Below are 17,383 nucleotides of genomic sequence, written 5' to 3'. Positions count from 1 at the left end.
CGCCCGTACAATATAGTGGCCCGTAGAACTACGGGCGCTGTGCATTGACGCCTATTATGCATGTGCGCAAAATCTGTGTCGATCAAACTCGCGCTAGTTGTGGTTTGGTCAATATTTTGCCAAATGTAGAGGGCGGGGTGTCGACAGACACCTTGGCGCGGTCGACTTCAGGTAGTCGACCGAGTCGGTACTAGGGTGTTTCCTTGCGCGTTTGCGTTTGGATACCATCCCGCGATCTTCCTGGATTTCGTAGTTCAGACGAACTGGCGATCCACTCGAGCTTAACGCGGTACATCATGAACGTGTCCCTGACCCAGCCGGGCCAGGGATTCTCGATTTGAAGGACGGGTCACAAGAATGAACAGATCAGCAGCAAAGAAGATGAAGCAGCGCAGTGCCGGCAAGCCGGACATTGAGTTGGGCAAGCGGATTCGCCTGCGCCGTGTCGAGCAAAAGATCTCGCAGGCCGAACTCGGCGACAAGCTTGGCGTCAGCTTCCAGCAGGTTCAAAAGTACGAGAAGGGCGTCAACCGTGTCGGCGCTGCCCGCCTTCAACAGATCGCGACCGCGCTGGATGTGCCGGTCACCTTCTTCTACGACGGCGACAATAAGGCCCGCGAAGTCGAGAGCCTGCTGTTCCTCGACAGCGCGTTCAGCCTCCGGTTGCTGCGCGCCTACAGCAAGATCAAGGATCAGACGGTGCAACGTCAGCTGGTGTCGCTGATGGAATCGATCGCCGCCAACGAAGACTGAGCGCGGATCGGGTCGCGTCGCCGCGAACGCGATCCCACCACACCGCAACGGCCGGTCACCGGCCGCTGCGGCTGCACACGCCGGTCGGGCCAGGAAGACGTCGAAGCGCTGCCATCGCCGATGGTAGCGCTTTTTCTTGAGGCGCGGCTGTCTTTCAAGATTTTGTGATCCAGGCGGATACCTTCAGTCCCCGCCGGATGCGCGGTCATGAAGCGGCGACGAGCATCGCGTCATGATCCCGCCGCTCCACGTGAGCATGATCTTCGCGCAGGTAGCCGCGCATGCGCGCCGCTCTTTTCAGCTCGCGCTTCGACTGCCGATCTCGCGCAGCGCATGCGCGCGCAATGCGTCGCTATTCTGTCGCGCGGCCAATTGTCGCCCGCACATCAGGCGACCTCATAACTCCCGCATTTCCTCAGTTGAACCGGCGCCGCCAGAACCAAGTGCACGAGCTTGTCTTTTTTGTCGCAGCAACGAAGTGGCCCGCATGGACGTTCTCAGGCTTCAACCAAGGAGATCTCGATGAATATCAAGCTTGCCGTTATTGGACTCGCCGCGCTTGGAAGCGCAGCGTTGATGTCCGGCGCGGCATCCGCGATGCCCAACGGGCTTCCGCAAGCCGGTCACATCGCGGGCGAAACGTCCAATGTCGACAAGGTGCGCCAGGTCTGCGATCGCTGGGGCCGCTGCTATTGGCGACCGGGCGCATACGGCTACTACGGACCGCGCCATCACGGATGGCATCATCGTCCGCAATTCCACCATCGCCCGCATCATTACGGGCACCGCCCTCATCACGGCGGACATCATGGTGGCCATCACGGCGGACACCATCGCTAATCATCAGCGAGGGGGCTTCGGCCCCCTCACCCTTCCGCGCTAGAGCGCTGCCAATACCGCCTTCGCGACATCGGTCGTGCCGTTGCTGCCGCCGAACTCAAACGGCTTGATGCCGTCGGCGTAGACCTTGTCGACCGCGCGCTCGATCCGTTCGCCGGCTTCGGCGGCGCTTTCGAGTCCATGCTTGTCGGCGAGCCAGTCCAGCATCATCGCGGCCGACAGGATCATCGCGGTCGGATTGGCCTTGCCCTGCCCCATGATGTCGGGCGCCGTGCCATGACACGGCTGAAACACCGCGTAGCGGTCGCCGATGTCGGCTGACGGCGCCATGCCCATGCCGCCGATCAGACCGGCGGTGAGATCGGACAGGATGTCGCCGAACATGTTCTCGGTCACCATGACGTCGAAGTCCCACGGACGCTTCACCAGCGCAGCCGCGGCCGCATCGATGTAGAGGTGGTCAGCCCTGACGTCGGGATGACGCCTCGCAGTCTCGTCGAAGATGTTCCGGAAGAATGCGAACGCCTTGAACACGTTCGCCTTGTCGACGCAGGTCAGCCCGCCATTGACCTTGCCGCGCGCCTTGCGGCGTTCGGCGAGCCGGAACGAGAACTCGAACAGCCGCTCGGAGGTGTGGCGCGTGATCACCATCGTCTCGCGCGCCTCGCTGTCGGTGACGACGCCCTTGCCCATCGAGGCGAACAGGCCCTCGGTCGATTCCCTGATCACGACGAGGTCGATACCCCGCTGGTCGGCGCCGACGATCGTGCTCGATACGCCGGGGATCAACCGCGCGGGCCGCACGCCGGCGTAGAGATCGAAGATCATGCGCAACTCGATCTGCGGCGCGATCTCGGTGTTGTCGGGGTAGCGCACCGACGGCAGGCCGCAGGCTCCGAGCAGGATCGCGTCGGCCTCCTCGCACAGCCGGATCGTGCTCTCCGGCATCGACTTGCCGGTTTCCTTGTAATGGCCCGCGCCGGCCGGCGCCTCGGTGAAGCGAAATTTGAGACCGGCCGACGCCTCGATCTTGCGCAGCACGTCGAGCGCCGGCGCCATCACCTCGGGGCCGATGCCATCGCCACCGAGGACGGCGATGTGGAGTGCGTTGTTGGCCGACATGAGATTCTCCGGAGCACAACAGTCATTCCGGGGCGATGCGGAGCATCGAACCCGGAATCTCGAGATTCCGGGTTCACGCTTCGCGTGCCCCGGAATGACGGAAGGGAGACTACGGCGTCAGCACCGCGCGGCCGACCAGCTGGCCCTTCTGCAGGTTGGTCAGCGCCTCGTTCGCCTTTGCCAGCGGCATCGGCGTGACCGGGATCGCCGGAATCTTCTTGGTCCGCACGAGGTCGAGCAGCTCCTGGGTCTCGCGCAGATTGCCGACATAGCTGCCCTGGATGGTGACCGCCTTGATCGGGATCAGCGGCAGCGCCCAGGGCGCGCCGCCGCCGAACAGGCCGACGATCACGAGCTTGCCGCCCTTGGTCAGGCAGTCGAAGCCGAGCTGCGAGGTCTGGGCGTTGCCGACCAGATCGATCGCGGCACGGATCGGCTGGCCGGCCTTCTTGACAAGCTGTTCCAGCGCGTCGGGCGCCTTGCCGTCGACGGTCGCGAGCGCGCCGGCGGCTTCGGCCGCCTCACGCTTCCTGGCGTCGATATCGACCACGATCGCACCCTTGCCGCCCATCGCCTTCAACAGTGAGAGCGCCATCAGCCCGAGACCGCCGGCGCCGAAGATCACGATCGGTGTGTCGAGATCCTTCTCGACCTTCTTCAGCGCGCTGTAGGTCGTGACACCGGAGCAGGCATAGGGCGCGGCCGTGACGGGATCGAGCCCCTTGAGGTTGAGCAGATACTTCGGATGCGGCACCGTCATGTGGTCGGCGTAGCCGCCGTCGCAATAGACACCGAGCGCATTCGGCTTGATCGCGCACATGTTCTCGTCGCCGCCGAGGCAGGTCGGGCATTTGCCGCAGCCGAGCCAGGGATAGGCCAGAGCGATATCGCCGACCTTGAGGCCGCCCTTGTCGGCGTCCCTGACGTCGGGCCCGAAGGCCACGATCTCGCCGACCGTCTCATGGCCCATCGTGCGCGGCAGCGAGACGCCGCGATCCTTCAGGGACAGCGGCTTGCGGCCGTGGCCGAGATCATAGCCGCCCTCCCAGATATGCAGGTCGCTGTGGCAGACGCCGGCGGCCTTGACCTTGATCAGCACCTGCGTGCCCGACGGCTGTGACGTCGGCTGATCGACCTCCTTCAAGGGGGCGTTGAAATCGACGACCTGGAAACTCTTCATCGCTGTTCTCCCGTAGCTTGTTCTTGCGGCGGACCTTGCCACGCCTGCCCGTCCGGGACAAACGCGGTGTCGGCCTCCGGATATTTAGATCAGGGGATGATGGCAAGCCGCGAACTGGCCGGGCGCAACCACGCGCAGTTCCGGCACTTCGCTGGCGCAGCGCGCGTCGGCCCGCGGGCAACGGGTGCGGAAGCGGCAGCCGGAGGGCGGCGCGATCGGCGACGGCGGCTCGCCGACCGGCACGCTCTGGGTCGGGCGGACATCCGGATCCGGCACCGGGATCGCCTCGATCAGCAGCGCGGTATAGGGATGCGCCGGCCGTGCAAACAACTGCTCCGACGGGCCGACCTCGCAGAGCCGGCCGAGATACATCACCGCGACGCGATCTGAGACTGCCTTCACCACGGCGAGGTCGTGGGCGATGAACAGCAGGGTCAGGTCGTAGCGCGCCTTCATCTCCTCCAGCAGATTGAGGATCTGGGCGCGGATCGAGACATCGAGCGCGGACACCGGCTCGTCGCAGATCACGAATTCCGGATTGAGCACCAGCGAGCGGGCGATGCAGATGCGCTGGCATTGTCCGCCGGAGAATTCATGCGGCAGGCGTCCGCTCACCAGCGCCGGATCGAGGCCGACCGCCGACAGCACGTCACTGACGCGCCGCCGGCGTTCCTCGGGATCCTTGACGCCCGCGATCACCAGCGGCTCGGCGACGATGTCGCCGATCCGCCGCCGCGGATTGAGCGAGGCAATCGGGTCCTGGAAGATCAGCTGCACGCGCCGGCGCATCTTGCGCAGTGGCTCGCCCTTCAGTGTGGTGAGATCGTGCCCATCGAACAGCACCTTGCCGGAGACGGCCTGGCGCAATTGCAGCACCGCGCGGCCAAGGGTGGACTTGCCGCAGCCGGATTCGCCGACCAGCCCCAGCGTCTCGCCGCGCGCGATCTCGAGACTGACATCGGAGACGGCATGGATGGTCTTGCCTCCCACCGAATATTCGACGACGAGGTTTTCCACCTTCATCAGCGGATCGGGTGCTGCCTGCAGCATCATGCGCGGACCCCCGCGGTGATCGGATGGAAGCAGACGTAGAGATGCTCCGGCGTTTCGGCCCGGCTGAGCTGCGGCTTCTCCGCGCCGCAGCGCTCCGCGGAATAGCGGCAGCGCGGCGAGAACGAGCAGCCCTTGAGCGGCCGGGTCGGATCGGGCGGCCGCCCCGAAATCGCCGGCAGCGGCGTATGCGGCGCGACGTCGAGCTTCGGCAGCGCGGCGAGCAGCGCCTCGGTGTAGGGCATCCGCATCTGCTTGAACAAGGCAGGCGTCGGCGCGCGTTCGACGACGCGTCCGGCATACATCACCGCGACCTCGTCGGTGCGGCCGGCGACCACGCCGAGGTCATGCGTGATGATGATCATCGCCATGTGACGGCGCTGCTGCTCGCGCGCCAGGAGATCGAGGATCTGCGCCTGGATCGTGACGTCGAGCGCGGTGGTCGGCTCGTCCGCGATCAGGAGCTGTGGCTCGCAGGACAGTGCCACCGCAATCGCGACGCGCTGGCGCATGCCACCGGAGAGCTGGTGCGGATATTGCGCGAGGCGCTGCTCGGGCGCGGGAATGCCGACCGCCGCCAACAGTTCGATGCTGCGCTGCCGGGCCTCGGCGAGATCGAGCTCGAGATGTTCCACAATGGTCTCGATCAGCTGGGTGCCGATGGTCAGCACCGGATTGAGCGAGGTCATCGGGTCCTGGAACACGACCGCGAGCGAGCGACCGCGCAGCTTGCGCAATTTCTCCGCCGGCAGTTTCGTCAGATCCTGCCCGTCGAACATCACGCGGCCGGACAGTTTCGCCTTCTTGGGCAGCAGCTGAAGGATCGCGCGCGACAGCATGGTCTTGCCGCACCCGGACTCGCCGACGATGCCGAGCGTCCTGCCGGCGCCGACGGCGAGATCGACATGATCCACCGCCCGCAGATTGCCGCGCGGCGTCGGCAGGTCGACCACCGCATTCTCGACCGAGAGCAGCGTCCGGCTCATAGCGCCCCCTGCCTGGGATCGGTCAGCGCACGCATCGTATCGCCGATCAGGTTGAACGAGAGCACGGTCAGGAACATCGCGATCGCCGGAATGAAGGCGACCCGCGGCGCCACCTCGAGGCTCTCACGCCCCTCCCCGATCATGCTGCCCCAGCTCGAGATCGGCGGCGGCACGCCGAGGCCGAGGAACGACAGCGAGCCCTCGACCACGATGGTGACGGCGACGCCGAGCAGGAAGAAGGCGAGCAGCGGCAGCATCACATTGGGCAGCAGCTCGCGCAGCAGGATGCGCGCATGCGTGGCGCCGAGCGCCTGCGCCGCGATGACGAATTCGCGCCGCGCCAGCGACAAGGTCGCCGCCCGCGCCACCCGCATGAAGGCTGGAATGCCGAGCACGCCGAGGATGCAGGTCAGATTGAAGATCGACTGGCCGAGGTAGGCGGTGACCGCAAGCGCCAGGATCAGCGGCGGGAACGCCAGCAGCACGTCCATGCTGCCGACCACGAAGGATTCGAAACGGCCGCGGAAATAGCCCGCGAACATGCCGAGCGCGCCGCCGATCGTGACACCGATCATCGGTGCGCAGAGACCGACGATCAGCGAGATGCGCGCGCCATAGATCAGCCGCGACAGCTCGTCACGGCCGAGACCGTCGGTGCCGAGCCAATGCTCGGCGGAGATCGGCGCCCGCCGCTCCAGCATGTCCATGTCGGTCGGGCTCGGCAGCGGCAGCAGGTCGGCAAAGATCGCGACCGTGAACACCAGCGTCATCCAGCCGATCGCGATCCAGAACAGCATGCCGAGCCCGCGGCGGCGCCGAGCCGGCGTCGCACCGGCCTCTTCCTCGAGGCTGAGCTCAAGCGTGGCCATGGCGGATCCTCGGATCGAGAAGGGCGTAGAGCATGTCGACGATGAAATTCATGATCACGAAGCCCGCGGCAACCAGCAGCACCACGCCCTGCAGGATGATCAGATCGCGGGTATAGATCGCGCCGACCAGGAGGCGGCCGATCCCCGGCAAGGCGAAGATCGACTCGACGATGACGGCGCCACCGATCAGGCGGCCGATATTGATGCCGGTGATGGTGACGAGCGTCAGCGACGACGGCTTCAGTGCGTGCACGAACAGGATGCGCGACGGCTTGAGGCCCTTCGCCTTGGCGAGCGCGATGTAGTCCTCCTGCAGCGCCGCGATCATGTCGGAGCGCAGCACGCGCATGATGCCCGGCCATTCCGCAAGCCCGAGCGTCAACGCCGGCAGCACCATGAAGCGCAGATTGGCGACCGGGTCCTCGGTGAACGGCACGTAGCCAGTCGCCGGCAGCAGGCGCAGCTCGACCGCAAACAGATAGATCAGCAGGATCGCGGACAGGAAGGTCGGCACCGACAGCATGCCGAAGGCCGAGCCGGTCATGAAGCGGTCGAACGCGCTGCCCGCCTTGGCCGCGCAGGCGATCGCCAGCGGCACGCCGATCGCGAGCCCGATCAGCTCGGCCAGGATCATCAGCTCGAACGAGACCGGGACGCGGTCGCTGACAGCCTGCAGCACCGTCTGCCCGGTGCGGAAGGATCGTCCGAAATCACCCTGCAGGATGTGCCACAGCCAGCCGAGGTAGCGCAGCCAGATCGGCTGATCGAGCCCCATATCGTGACGCAGGGCCGCGACGTTCTCCGGCGTCGCCTGGTCGCCGAGGATCACATAGGCCAGATCGCCGGGCAACAGCGAGGCGATCACGAAAGTCAGGACCGAGACCGCGATCAGCACCGGTACCAAGTACAGGAGCCTGCGCGCGACGAAGAACAGCATGAAAGGCTATTCCTTCCAGGCGTCGGAGACGTCGAGCACCCCGTTGAACATCTTCGGCACGCCCTTCACCTTCGCGCTCGAGATTGCGTAGTAGGTGTTCTGGAAAGTCCAGAACCAGATTGCTTCCTTGTTGATCAGGCGGCTGATCGCGCAATAGTCCTCGGTGCGCTGGGCGACGTCGGCCGTGGTCCGCGCATGCTCCAGCAACCGGTCCAGCTCTGGATTGGAGTAGTTCGCGAGCGCCACCGGGCTTCCGGTGTGGAAATTGGCGTACATCTGCGGATCGGGATCGGCGAGATCGACGATGCGCCACGGCGTGAGCTGGAACTGGCGCATGAAGGCGCGCGGCGGAATGGTTGCCTGATCGACCTGCTCGATCTCCATGTTGGCGCCGATGCGCTTCCAGAATTGCTGCAGCACCTGGCCGCCGGTGCGGCCGCGCGGCGTCGCCGTGACCAGCATCTTGAATTCGACCGGCTTGCCGTAATCCTTGATCAACGCCTTGGCCTTTTCGACATCGTAGGGCAGCGCGCCGTCATCCTTGCACTTCACCCAGGACCCGTCGCCGTAGGGATTGCTGGCCGGTCGCGCCAGACCATTGGTAATCGCCTGCGACATCTTCGTGCGGTCGAGCGCCATCACCAGCGCCTGACGCACGCGCACGTCGTCGAACGGCGGGACCTTGGTGTTGAAGGCAGCGACTGCAGCCCCCGAGCCTTCATAGGTATGCACGGTCAGGCTCGTGTCCTTACGCGCCCTGATGATGTTGTCGGCATCGGCTTCGTCGTCCCAGATGATGTCGGCCTCGCCCGATTGCAGCGAGGCAAAGCGCGACTGTGCATCCGGCAAGGGCTTCAGGACGATGCGGTCGAGATACGGCTTGCCCTTGTTCCAGTAGTCCGGGTTCTTCTCGAGCACCATGCGGTCGCCGGCGGTCCAGGACTTCAGGATGTAGGGACCGGTGCCGACCGGGTTGCGGTTGTAGTCGTCGCCCTTGGTCTTCCATGCGGTCGGCGACTGCATGACGTTGTTGGAGCTTTGAATGGTCTGCGTCGCCGGGAAGTTCACGGCCGGGTCGCTGAAATTATAGACCACCGTCAGGTCGTCGACCGGGTTCACGCTGATGATGTTCGTGATGTAGAAGGCGCAACGGCATTTGTTGGCGGGATCCTTCTGGCGGTCGAAATTCTCCTTCACCGCCTGCGCGTTGAATGGCGTGCCGTCATGGAATTTGACGCCTGGCCGCAGCTTGATGGTCCAGGTCTTGAAGTCTTCCGAATGCTCCCATGACAGCGCGAGCTTCGGCTTCACCTCGCCCTTGTCGTCGAGTGTGGTCAGCGTGTCGAAGATTGCGGCCGCCGCGGTATTGGCTGAGGTGTCGTAGACGCCGACCTTGAGCGGGTCGAAGCCGGGAATGTCGAGTTCCTGGCCAACGTTGAGCGTGCCGCCCAGCTTCTGCGCATTGGCCGATGCAGCGAATGCCGCGGCACTGAATCCCGCCACAAGAAATATGCGCGCAACGGCGTGCGCGCGCCCGACCAGCTTCATCAATGCTCCCTCCCAGGTGGGCGACGTCCGGTGTTCCGGATCGTCGTCTGTTGGGCGGCAGATTGTCCGGAATCGCCGCGCGCGACAAGACCGTAATGCGGATGAAAAGCCGCAGGCTTAATGACGCGCCGTCTTTGCCGGTTGCGCCGCGAAGCCTGCGATCTGATCCTCGGAGAGCCCGATCTCCTTCAGATAGGACAGCGTGTGCTCGCCGAGCGTCGACATCCGCTTGCGCGCACCGACCGCAGCGCCGGACATGCGGAACGGCAGATTGAGCACCTTGAAGCTGCCGCCGCCGTCCGCAACCTCGGCCAGCGCGCCGCGATGGGCGATTTGCGGATCGGCGAGCGCCTCGCGCACGGTGCGATAGGCCGATGACGGCACGCCATACTCGTTGAGCGCGGCAAGGCAGGCCTGCGTGCTGACCGAGCGCGACCATGCCTCGACGCCCTCCATCAGGCCCGCCCAGTTCTCCCGCCGATCGGAATATTTGGCGAAGCGCGGATCGGACACCCAATCGGGACGACCGATCACCTGCATCAGGTTCTGGAACGTCTTCTCGCTGGCGATCGCCACCATCACGTAGCCGTCGGTGGTCTCGATCGGGCCGAACATCGGGCGCTGGGTTTGCTTCACCTCGAATTGCGACCATTGCAACTCGTTCAGGGTCAGGCTCAGCATCGATTCCAGCATCGAGACGTCGATGTGCTGGCCCTTGCCGCTGGCGGCGCGCTGGTAGAGCGCCGCCGAGATCGCACCGAAGGCGTAGACGCCGGTCAGCACATCGGCGTGGTAGATGCCGCAATAGTCCGGCCGGTTGCGGCCCGGTTGGTAGGCGAGATGCGCCATCTCGTAGCCCGAGGCGGCATGGATCACCGGCGCATAGGCCGGCAATTCCGCCGACGGGCCGGTCTGGCCGTAGCCGGAGATCGAGCAAAAGATCAGCTTCGGATTGATGTCGCGGATAGAGGCATAGTCGAGCTTCAGCCGCCGCATCACGCCGGGACGGAAATTCTCCACCAGCACGTCGGCGGTGGCGATCAGCCGGCGCACGGCTTCGACGCCGGCCGGCGACTTCAGGTCGAGCACCAGGCTGTTCTTGCCTATATTGAGCTGGCCGAACGCCGTCGAGCAATTGTTGCGCACCGGCGGCCGCGTCCGCATCGTCTCGCCCTCGGCGGGCTCGATCTTGATCACCTCCGCGCCCATGTCGGCGAGCATCCGCGTGCAATGAGGTCCGGCGATCGTGGTCGAAAAATCGAGCACGCGAAGGCCGTCGAAGCTCCGTGTCAAATTCCCCTCATCGTCAGCGGCTATGGTCGTCGGCAAGGCTTCCTCCACCTTCGTCATTGGTTGTTCGGCGTCGCGTGACCCTAAAGTGAGCCACCCTGGCAGGAAAGCGTCTCGTCCAGACCGGGAGCGCGGGCCGTCTTGCATTTTACTCAAAGGCAGATTGGACCCGATCTTGCATAGCCATGTCACGGGCTGGAACGAGGGCGCTTGTTGAAGGTCTTATTCGTCACGACGGAGATGGACGATTTCGTCCGCGTGGGCGGGCTCGCCGCCGTTTCCGCCGCCCTTCCACGGGCGCTCCGCCCGTGGAGCGACGTCAGGATCATGCTTCCCGGCTACCGGGATGTGGTCGAACAGTTCACGCATATTGAAATCGTTGGGCAATGCCGAGCGCTCGCCGAGATGCCGGCCTGCACGCTCGGGCGTGCGTCGACCAGGGACGGACTTCCGGTCTACGTGCTGCTGTGCCCGCAACTCTACGAAAGGCCGGGCAATCCCTATGGCGATGAGTCCGGCCGCGACTGGCCCGACAACGACATCCGCTTCGGCCGCTTTGCCTCCGCCGCTGCCGAACTTGCAGCCGGGATGCTGGACAAGAATTGGGCAGCGGACCTCGTACACGCCAACGACTGGCAGGCCGCGCTCACACCGGCCTACCTCGCCTGGCGCGGCGCGCGGATCCCCTCGATCCTGACCATCCACAATCTCGCCTATCAGGGCCTGTTTCCGAAGGACTCGCTGCGACGGATCGGCGCACCGGAAAGCTCATTCCACATCGACGGGCTGGAGTTCTACGACAAGCTCTCCTTCCTCAAGGGCGGCCTCGTCTACGCCTCGCATCTGACCACGGTCAGCGCGACCTATGCCAGGGAGATCACGACCGCAGAGCTCGGCTGCGGCCTGGAAGGCCTGCTCCGGGTGCGCTCCGACGCCGACCAGCTGACCGGGATCCTGAACGGCATCGACGAGAGCTGGGACCCGCGCCACTGCGCGCAGCTCGCACAGCCGTTCGGCTCCGGCGACTGGAAGGGCAAGCAGGCCAACGCCGACTATGTCCGCCGCCAGTTCGGCCTTGCGGTCTCGCGCGGGCCGATCTTTGGCCTCGTCGCCCGCCTCGTGCATCAGAAAGGCGTCGACCTCGTGCTGTCGGCCGCCGACGAGATCGTCAGGGACGGCGGACAGATCGTCGTCACCGGCAGCGGCGAGCCGGCCATCGAGGATGCGCTGGTGGCCGCGCATCGCCGCCGGCCCGATGCGATCGGCGTGATCATCGGCTTCAACGATGGGCAGGCGCGCCGAATCTTCGCCGGCAGCGATTTCACCCTGATGCCGTCGCGCTTCGAGCCCTGCGGCCTCAGCCAGATGTATGCGCAGCGCTTCGGTTCGCTGCCGATCGGCCACCAGACCGGCGGGCTTGCGGAAACCATCGCCGACGGCGAGACCGGCTTCCTGTTCGCGCAGCCGTCGGCGGAATCCTTCCTCGGCGGCGTCAGGCGCGCCTTCGACGCCTACCGCGTCAAGGACCGGCTCAACGCCATGCGCTCCAGCGCGATGGCCAAGTCCTACAGCTGGGACCTGTCGGCCGCCTGCTATGGTGCGCTGTACAAAAGGCTGATCATGACGCGCGTGATGGCGTAGGCGGCTCGCCTCGCGGGCTTGTGAAGCCCGGCGTTTGTGGGATCCCACCGGCCCGGTAACAATCGGGTCATTGCACCGAACCTTTCAGGCAATCACGTCGCCACACGGCTGGACGACGACGCATGCGTGAAATTGCGAATGATGACTTTTGGCCAAACGCGATTGCGATGGAGGAACATCATGGACGTCAACGAAGAGCGCCTCAATTCATTCATGGGAAAGATGATCGGCGATGTCGGCGCGGCGATGAATGCCTCGTTGATGCTGCTGGGCGACAAGCTCGGGCTGTACAGGGCCCTCGCGCAGGGCGGGCCGATGAATGCCGCGGCCTTGGCCAAGGCAACGGGAACGGCCGAGCGCTACATCCAGGAGTGGCTGTCGGCGCAGGCGGCCTCCGGCTACATCGAGTACGACAAGGCATCCGGAAAATTCTCGATGCTGCCCGAGCAGGCGCTCGCGCTGGCCGACGAGGACAGCCCGGTCTTCCTCGGCGCCGTCGGAAGCCTGGTCGGCGCGACCTTTCTCGATGAGCCAAAAATTACCGACGCCTTCAAGACCGGCAAAGGCGTCGGCTGGAACAGGCGCAGCGAGTGCCTGTTCTGCGGCACCGCCCGCTTCTTCCGCACCAGCTACAAGCACTATCTGGTGCAGGAATGGCTGCCGGCGCTCGAGGGCGTCGTCGACAAGCTGAAGAAAGGCGCCGTCGTCGCCGACGTCGGCTGCGGGCACGGCGTCTCGACGCGATTGATGGCGGAGGCGTTTCCAAAATCAACCTTCTACGGCTTCGATTATCACGAGGGCTCGATCGAGGCGGCGCGGAAGTCCGCGCGGGAGGCGGGATTGTCGGACCGCGTTCATTTCGAAACGCATTCCGCCAAGACATTCCCGGCCAAGGGCTATGACCTGGTGTGCTTCTTCGACTGCCTGCACGACATGGGCGATCCGGTCGGCGCCCTCAAGCATACCCGCTCCACCCTCGCCGACGACGGCACCTGCATGCTGATCGAGCCGTTCGCCAACGACCGGCTGGAGGACAACCTCAATCCGATCGGGCGCGTCTACTACGCCGCCTCGACGATGATCTGCACGCCGGCGTCGCTGGACCAGGAGGTCGGGCTCGCGCTCGGCGCGCAGGCCGGAGAGGCAAGACTGCGCGAGGTGGCGCGCCAGGGCGGCTTCTCGCGGTTCCGCCGCGCCGCGGAAACGCCGTTCAACCTGATCCTGGAAGCTCGCCCGTAAGACGGGCAACCGCACAATGCGATTGGGCGGCGACATCACGCCGCCGCCCAACGCTGCAATGCTGATCTCACGCCCCGGCCGCTCGTTGCGGCCTGCGTCCTCGACGCCCCGCTACCAGTCCTGTTGCGATTGCCAGAAGTACTGGCCGCCGCGCCGGCGCGGATTGGCCGCTTGCGGATTACCGTAAATCTGGGGATTGCCGTACTGAGGATTGCTGTATTGGGGACTGCCATACGGAGTACCGTATTGGGTGCCCGATTGGGGATTCCAGCTGCGCTGATAGAAGAAGCCGAAACCGTCGTCGTCTCTGCTCGCAACCATGTCGTCGGTCATCATGGGCCGGGTCGGCTTGCGCGTGATGAAACCGCCCTGAGGCTGGTTGCTCAGAACGGCGACGAATTCGGTGCGATAGTTGGTCTCGGCGCTCAATGGCTCGTCCGAGATGATGATCGAAGAGCGCGCAACGGCGGTCGGCGCGATGCGATCCAGCACATCCTGCGGGATGGTGATGCGGTCGAGCGCGTTCCTGGCGCTGTCGCCGTCGTCGATCGACACCTCGGTCCAGCGCAGACCGCCCGCGTCGTTGCGTGCCATCGCCGTGTAGATGTGCGTGCCGATCGGTTTGTCCGGATCGCGAATCGTGACTGGAACCTCGATGCTCGAGTCGAACACTTCGCCGCCATCAGCCCACGGCTTGTGGGTGTTGCGCCGAACGTAAAGCTTCTGCGTCGCGCGGCTGATGTAGACGGACACCGGCTCCAGCGCGAGCTTCGCCTCGGTCGCCGCCTTCTGGGTATCGGCTTTCCTGGTCTCGGCCGCCTTGGTGGCGTCCTTGGCGGCGGCTGCGGCGTCGAGCTTCGGCTTGGCGTCGCCCTGGGCGGCCTCGAACTGCGTGGTCGCTTCCGCGGCCTTGGCCACCGCCTTCTGCTTCAGATCCTCGGCGCGCGCCTTGGCCTGGTCGGTCTTGGCCGCGGCGAGCGTCTTGTCGGCCAACGCAACCGCAGCATCGGCACGGGTCTTGATCTGTTGCAATTTGCGCAGCGACGGCGGTGTGAACAGTGCGGCCTCCTTGGTCGCGGCTATCGAAGCCTTCTTCGCCTCGTCGGCTGCCTTGGCGGCATCCGTGGCCTCGCGGCTGAGCTTCTCGGCGCGCGCCGGAGCTGCCGCAATGGCTTGCGCGTTCGGCACGAACAGCGCCGGATGGGTGAAATCGACCGGGGCCGGGTCGTTCGGCGCGATGATCACCCGCATCCCGATCCGGGTCTTGTCGAACAGCTTCTCGGCAAAATCGTAGGGCATCCGGACGCAGCCGTGCGAGGCCGCATATCCCGGCAGCGGCCCGCCATGCAGCGCGATGCCGTTCCAGGTGATGCGCTGCATGTTGGGCATCCAGGCATCGTCATACAGGGTCGAGTGGTGGTCCTTGTCCTTCTCGATCAGCGCAAAGACGCCGGCCGGCGTCTCGCGTCCCTTGACGCCGCTCGAGACCGGCGCACGGTAGATCCAGCCCTCGGCGTCGTAGAGCGTCACCTTCTGGGCCTTGATCGACACGATCGCCATGATCGGCTCGCCAGCGGTGCGCGGCGCGGTCGCCTCGACGGCTGCCGCGGGACGCTGCTCTTTCGCCGCGACGCCACCGGTCAGTGACGCAAGTGTGACCATCGCTGCGAAAGTCACAAAGGCGGGTTGGCCCCAACGCCGCATCGCTCCGGTGGTTTGCGCCGTCGTCGTTCGATGTACCATGCCGCTCCTCGGTCGAAATGCCTGCCCGCGCTCCGTCAATCCCGTACCAGACCGCGATTTTGGATTGATTAATCGCCGCCACGGTCCAACGCGCGAACTCGCTCCTGGGGACCATCGGACTCGTTCCAGCAGCAAATCACTTATGTATTCACTCATATATGACGGCACATGCAGGAGAAAGGGTGCCGCGCAGCAAAACCGACCGGTAGCCGTATCCCAGTCTGGTCGGTGGCGGCCAATGGTGCCGCGGTTGCGCCCTGCCATCATGCCGTCCGCCGCGTCTCCGGCATCACCAGCCAGATCACGAACAGCCCGAATGCGGCGATCCCGGCGAGGCCCATGAAGGCCGTGCTGCTGCCGAGCTTGTCGCTGACATAGCCGGCCAGCACCGTGCTGAGCGACGCGCCAATGCCGACCGCGGTGCCGACAATGCCCTGCGCCAGGTTGAAATGGCCGCTGCCGAAGGCGATGTCGGCCACGATCAGCGGCACCATTACGCTGAAGATCGCCGCGGTGATGCCGTCGAAAATCTGCACCATGACCAGCACATAGGGGTCACGCACCGTCGCGAACAACAGGCCGCGGATCGCTAGCGCGGCGAATGCGATCAACAACAGCGGCCGCCGCCCCCAGGCCTGGGCCTTGCGGCCGACCGACGGCGAGGAAAGCGCGACGATCGCCTGCGGCACAATGATGCAGGCCGCGATCAGAACCGGCGCCCATTGGCTCGACCGGGTCGTCACCACGCCCGCCATCAGGGGCAGCATCGCGGCATTGGCGAGCTGGAACAGCATCATCGCGCCGGCGAAGATCAAGAGCGGCCGCTGCCGCACCAGGCCGACGACGCTGGTGGCGCGCTTGTCGGGGACTTCCCGTTTCACCTCGCCATGGGCCTGCGCGATGTCGATCTCGCGCTCGCGGATCCGGGCCAGCGACAACAGCGTCGGGATCGCCAGGATGAAGGTGACGAGGAACACCGAGCGGCTCGACAGCAGATAGCCGCAGGCGCCCATCAGTGCTGCGGCCGAGCCGCTGCCGAGCGAGGCGAAGCGCGCATTGCGGCCGAGCCGCTCGCCGATCGCAAGCGGCCCGACCAGGCCGAGGCTGATCGCGGCGATCGCCGGACCGAGCACGCAGCTCGCGAGCGCGTGCAGCGTCGCGGCGAGCGTCACCACGGGAAAGATCGGCCAGAGCGCGTAGGCCAACGCGCTGGCGCCAATCGCGGCCACCGCACAGCCCGCAACGACCCGCTCGGAGCGCGCCGCATCGACGATCGCTCCGCCGGGCATCTGGCCCAAGAGTCCGATAATGCCGCCGATCGAGAGCACGAAGCCGATCTCGACCTGGGTCCATTTCTGCGTCGTCAGATAGACCGCGACGAACGGGCCGAAGCCGGTCTGCACGTCGGCCAGGAAGAAGATGAACCAGTCGAGGCCGCGCTGGCTTTCCCGCGACGGCCCGCGCGGTTCCTCCGGAGTGGGCTGATCGGGGACAATTGACACAACGTTGGTGCTGCCGGCTGATCGCTCGCCACGATCGTCGCCAACCGTCTCTAAAGAAGAGTTCGGACGCGCGACCAGCTCTACCCCCCTAATGTTCGTAATCCCATGGATGCAGGCTTCCCGCCGCGCCCAGCACGATCAGCGGCGTATCTTCCTTGTACTCGGGCGCAGCGCTCACCTGCTGCTTGTTGAGGTCCAGCGTGATGCTGTCGCTCTTGCTGGAAACACCGGCGAAACGCAGCGCGTTCCAATCGACCACGATCTTGCGGCTGCCGACGCCGAGGAAGCCGCCGAAATCGATCACTGCGGCGCGGACCTTGCCGTCGCGGTCGACAATGACGTCGACGATACGGCCCATGTTCTCATTGGCGGAACTGCGAACGTCGCGCCCGAGAATGCCGTGCGCATCGCGAGCACCGATCACGGTCACCGACGGCGGCGGCGACGGTTCCTTGGACGGTTCCTTGGACGATTCCTTTGAGGGCTCCTTCGCCTGCTCCTTCGGCGTCGCAGAGGCTGCTGGCGGCGCCTGGGCTGCCGGCGGCGCAGGAGTTGCTGGCGTTGCTGGCGGCGCCTGCACGGCCGGCGGCGATGGTGCAGGCGCCGGCGCTTCGTCGTCGGCGGCCCGGACACCCGCGCATGCCAGCAGCGCCGCTGCGACCAGCATCATCATCATCCTCGGA

15 protein-coding genes are annotated in these 17,383 nt (G+C 65.4%); 4 read left to right on the top strand and 11 right to left on the bottom strand.

All coding sequences use genetic code 11. The features are described 5' to 3' along the window. The first annotated feature begins 357 nt into the window (after window positions 1–357). Window positions 358–753, top strand: a complete 396-nt coding sequence (locus ACVMDN_RS08675) for a helix-turn-helix domain-containing protein (RefSeq protein WP_016844123.1) — start codon at window positions 358–360, stop codon at window positions 751–753. Between the two features lie 522 nt (window positions 754–1,275). Further along, on the top strand, window positions 1,276–1,593 hold the full coding sequence (locus ACVMDN_RS08670) for a hypothetical protein (RefSeq protein WP_076827027.1): 318 nt from the start codon (window positions 1,276–1,278) through the stop codon (window positions 1,591–1,593). A gap of 39 nt (window positions 1,594–1,632) precedes the next feature. Here the strand turns inward: ACVMDN_RS08670 and ACVMDN_RS08665 are convergent, their stop codons facing one another. The 8 genes from ACVMDN_RS08665 to ACVMDN_RS08630 all read right to left on the bottom strand — a co-directional run bounded on the left by ACVMDN_RS08665 (window position 1,633) and on the right by ACVMDN_RS08630 (window position 10,635). Continuing rightward, complete coding sequence (locus ACVMDN_RS08665) at window positions 1,633–2,715, bottom strand: isocitrate/isopropylmalate dehydrogenase family protein (protein WP_076827029.1); 1,083 nt, start codon at window positions 2,713–2,715, stop codon at window positions 1,633–1,635. Between the two features lie 109 nt (window positions 2,716–2,824). Further along, complete coding sequence (locus tag ACVMDN_RS08660; protein ID WP_456835336.1) at window positions 2,825–3,895, bottom strand: alcohol dehydrogenase; 1,071 nt, start codon at window positions 3,893–3,895, stop codon at window positions 2,825–2,827. Between the two features lie 84 nt (window positions 3,896–3,979). Beyond that, window positions 3,980–4,948, bottom strand: coding sequence for an oligopeptide/dipeptide ABC transporter ATP-binding protein (locus ACVMDN_RS08655; RefSeq protein ID WP_253587476.1), 969 nt, complete (start codon window positions 4,946–4,948; stop codon window positions 3,980–3,982). Beyond that, a complete protein-coding gene (locus tag ACVMDN_RS08650; protein ID WP_456835337.1) occupies window positions 4,945–5,931 on the bottom strand; it encodes an ABC transporter ATP-binding protein in 987 nt (328 codons plus the stop codon). The genes ACVMDN_RS08655 and ACVMDN_RS08650 overlap by 4 nt, the downstream gene beginning before the upstream one ends. Continuing rightward, the gene (locus ACVMDN_RS08645; protein WP_456835338.1) at window positions 5,928–6,800 is read right to left on the bottom strand and encodes an ABC transporter permease; all 873 of its coding nucleotides are present in this window, start codon (window positions 6,798–6,800) and stop codon (window positions 5,928–5,930) included. Before ACVMDN_RS08645 ends, ACVMDN_RS08650 begins: the two co-directional genes overlap by 4 nt. Next, complete coding sequence (locus ACVMDN_RS08640; protein WP_057017526.1) at window positions 6,787–7,737, bottom strand: ABC transporter permease; 951 nt, start codon at window positions 7,735–7,737, stop codon at window positions 6,787–6,789. Before ACVMDN_RS08640 ends, ACVMDN_RS08645 begins: the two co-directional genes overlap by 14 nt. A gap of 6 nt (window positions 7,738–7,743) precedes the next feature. Then, the gene (locus ACVMDN_RS08635) at window positions 7,744–9,285 is read right to left on the bottom strand and encodes an ABC transporter substrate-binding protein (RefSeq protein ID WP_141340339.1); all 1,542 of its coding nucleotides are present in this window, start codon (window positions 9,283–9,285) and stop codon (window positions 7,744–7,746) included. 117 nt (window positions 9,286–9,402) lie between these two features. Then, window positions 9,403–10,635, bottom strand: coding sequence for a CaiB/BaiF CoA transferase family protein (locus tag ACVMDN_RS08630; RefSeq protein WP_456835339.1), 1,233 nt, complete (start codon window positions 10,633–10,635; stop codon window positions 9,403–9,405). 153 nt (window positions 10,636–10,788) lie between these two features. Between ACVMDN_RS08630 and glgA the strand changes: the two genes are divergently transcribed. Both glgA and ACVMDN_RS08620 read left to right on the top strand, forming a co-directional pair. Then, the gene (glgA, locus tag ACVMDN_RS08625; RefSeq protein ID WP_253587478.1) at window positions 10,789–12,216 is read left to right on the top strand and encodes a glycogen synthase GlgA; all 1,428 of its coding nucleotides are present in this window, start codon (window positions 10,789–10,791) and stop codon (window positions 12,214–12,216) included. A gap of 180 nt (window positions 12,217–12,396) precedes the next feature. Further along, window positions 12,397–13,455, top strand: a complete 1,059-nt coding sequence (locus ACVMDN_RS08620; protein WP_057017529.1) for a class I SAM-dependent methyltransferase — start codon at window positions 12,397–12,399, stop codon at window positions 13,453–13,455. Between the two features lie 111 nt (window positions 13,456–13,566). On the opposite strand, the gene ACVMDN_RS08615 is transcribed toward ACVMDN_RS08620, so the two are convergent. From ACVMDN_RS08615 to ACVMDN_RS08605, 3 genes are all read right to left on the bottom strand, one after another. Beyond that, complete coding sequence (locus tag ACVMDN_RS08615; RefSeq protein WP_456835340.1) at window positions 13,567–15,198, bottom strand: L,D-transpeptidase family protein; 1,632 nt, start codon at window positions 15,196–15,198, stop codon at window positions 13,567–13,569. Between the two features lie 263 nt (window positions 15,199–15,461). Then, window positions 15,462–16,700: an MFS transporter gene (locus ACVMDN_RS08610; protein ID WP_229190824.1), complete on the bottom strand. Its 1,239-nt coding sequence runs from the start codon at window positions 16,698–16,700 to the stop codon at window positions 15,462–15,464. A gap of 88 nt (window positions 16,701–16,788) precedes the next feature. Then, window positions 16,789–17,376: a PRC-barrel domain-containing protein gene (locus ACVMDN_RS08605; protein WP_141340353.1), complete on the bottom strand. Its 588-nt coding sequence runs from the start codon at window positions 17,374–17,376 to the stop codon at window positions 16,789–16,791. Window positions 17,377–17,383 lie beyond the last annotated feature (7 nt).

The organism is Bradyrhizobium sp. USDA 4510 (assembly GCF_054059095.1).
The sequence above is the reverse complement of the archived record's forward strand: the minus strand, read 5'-3'. Positions and strand labels throughout refer to the sequence as shown.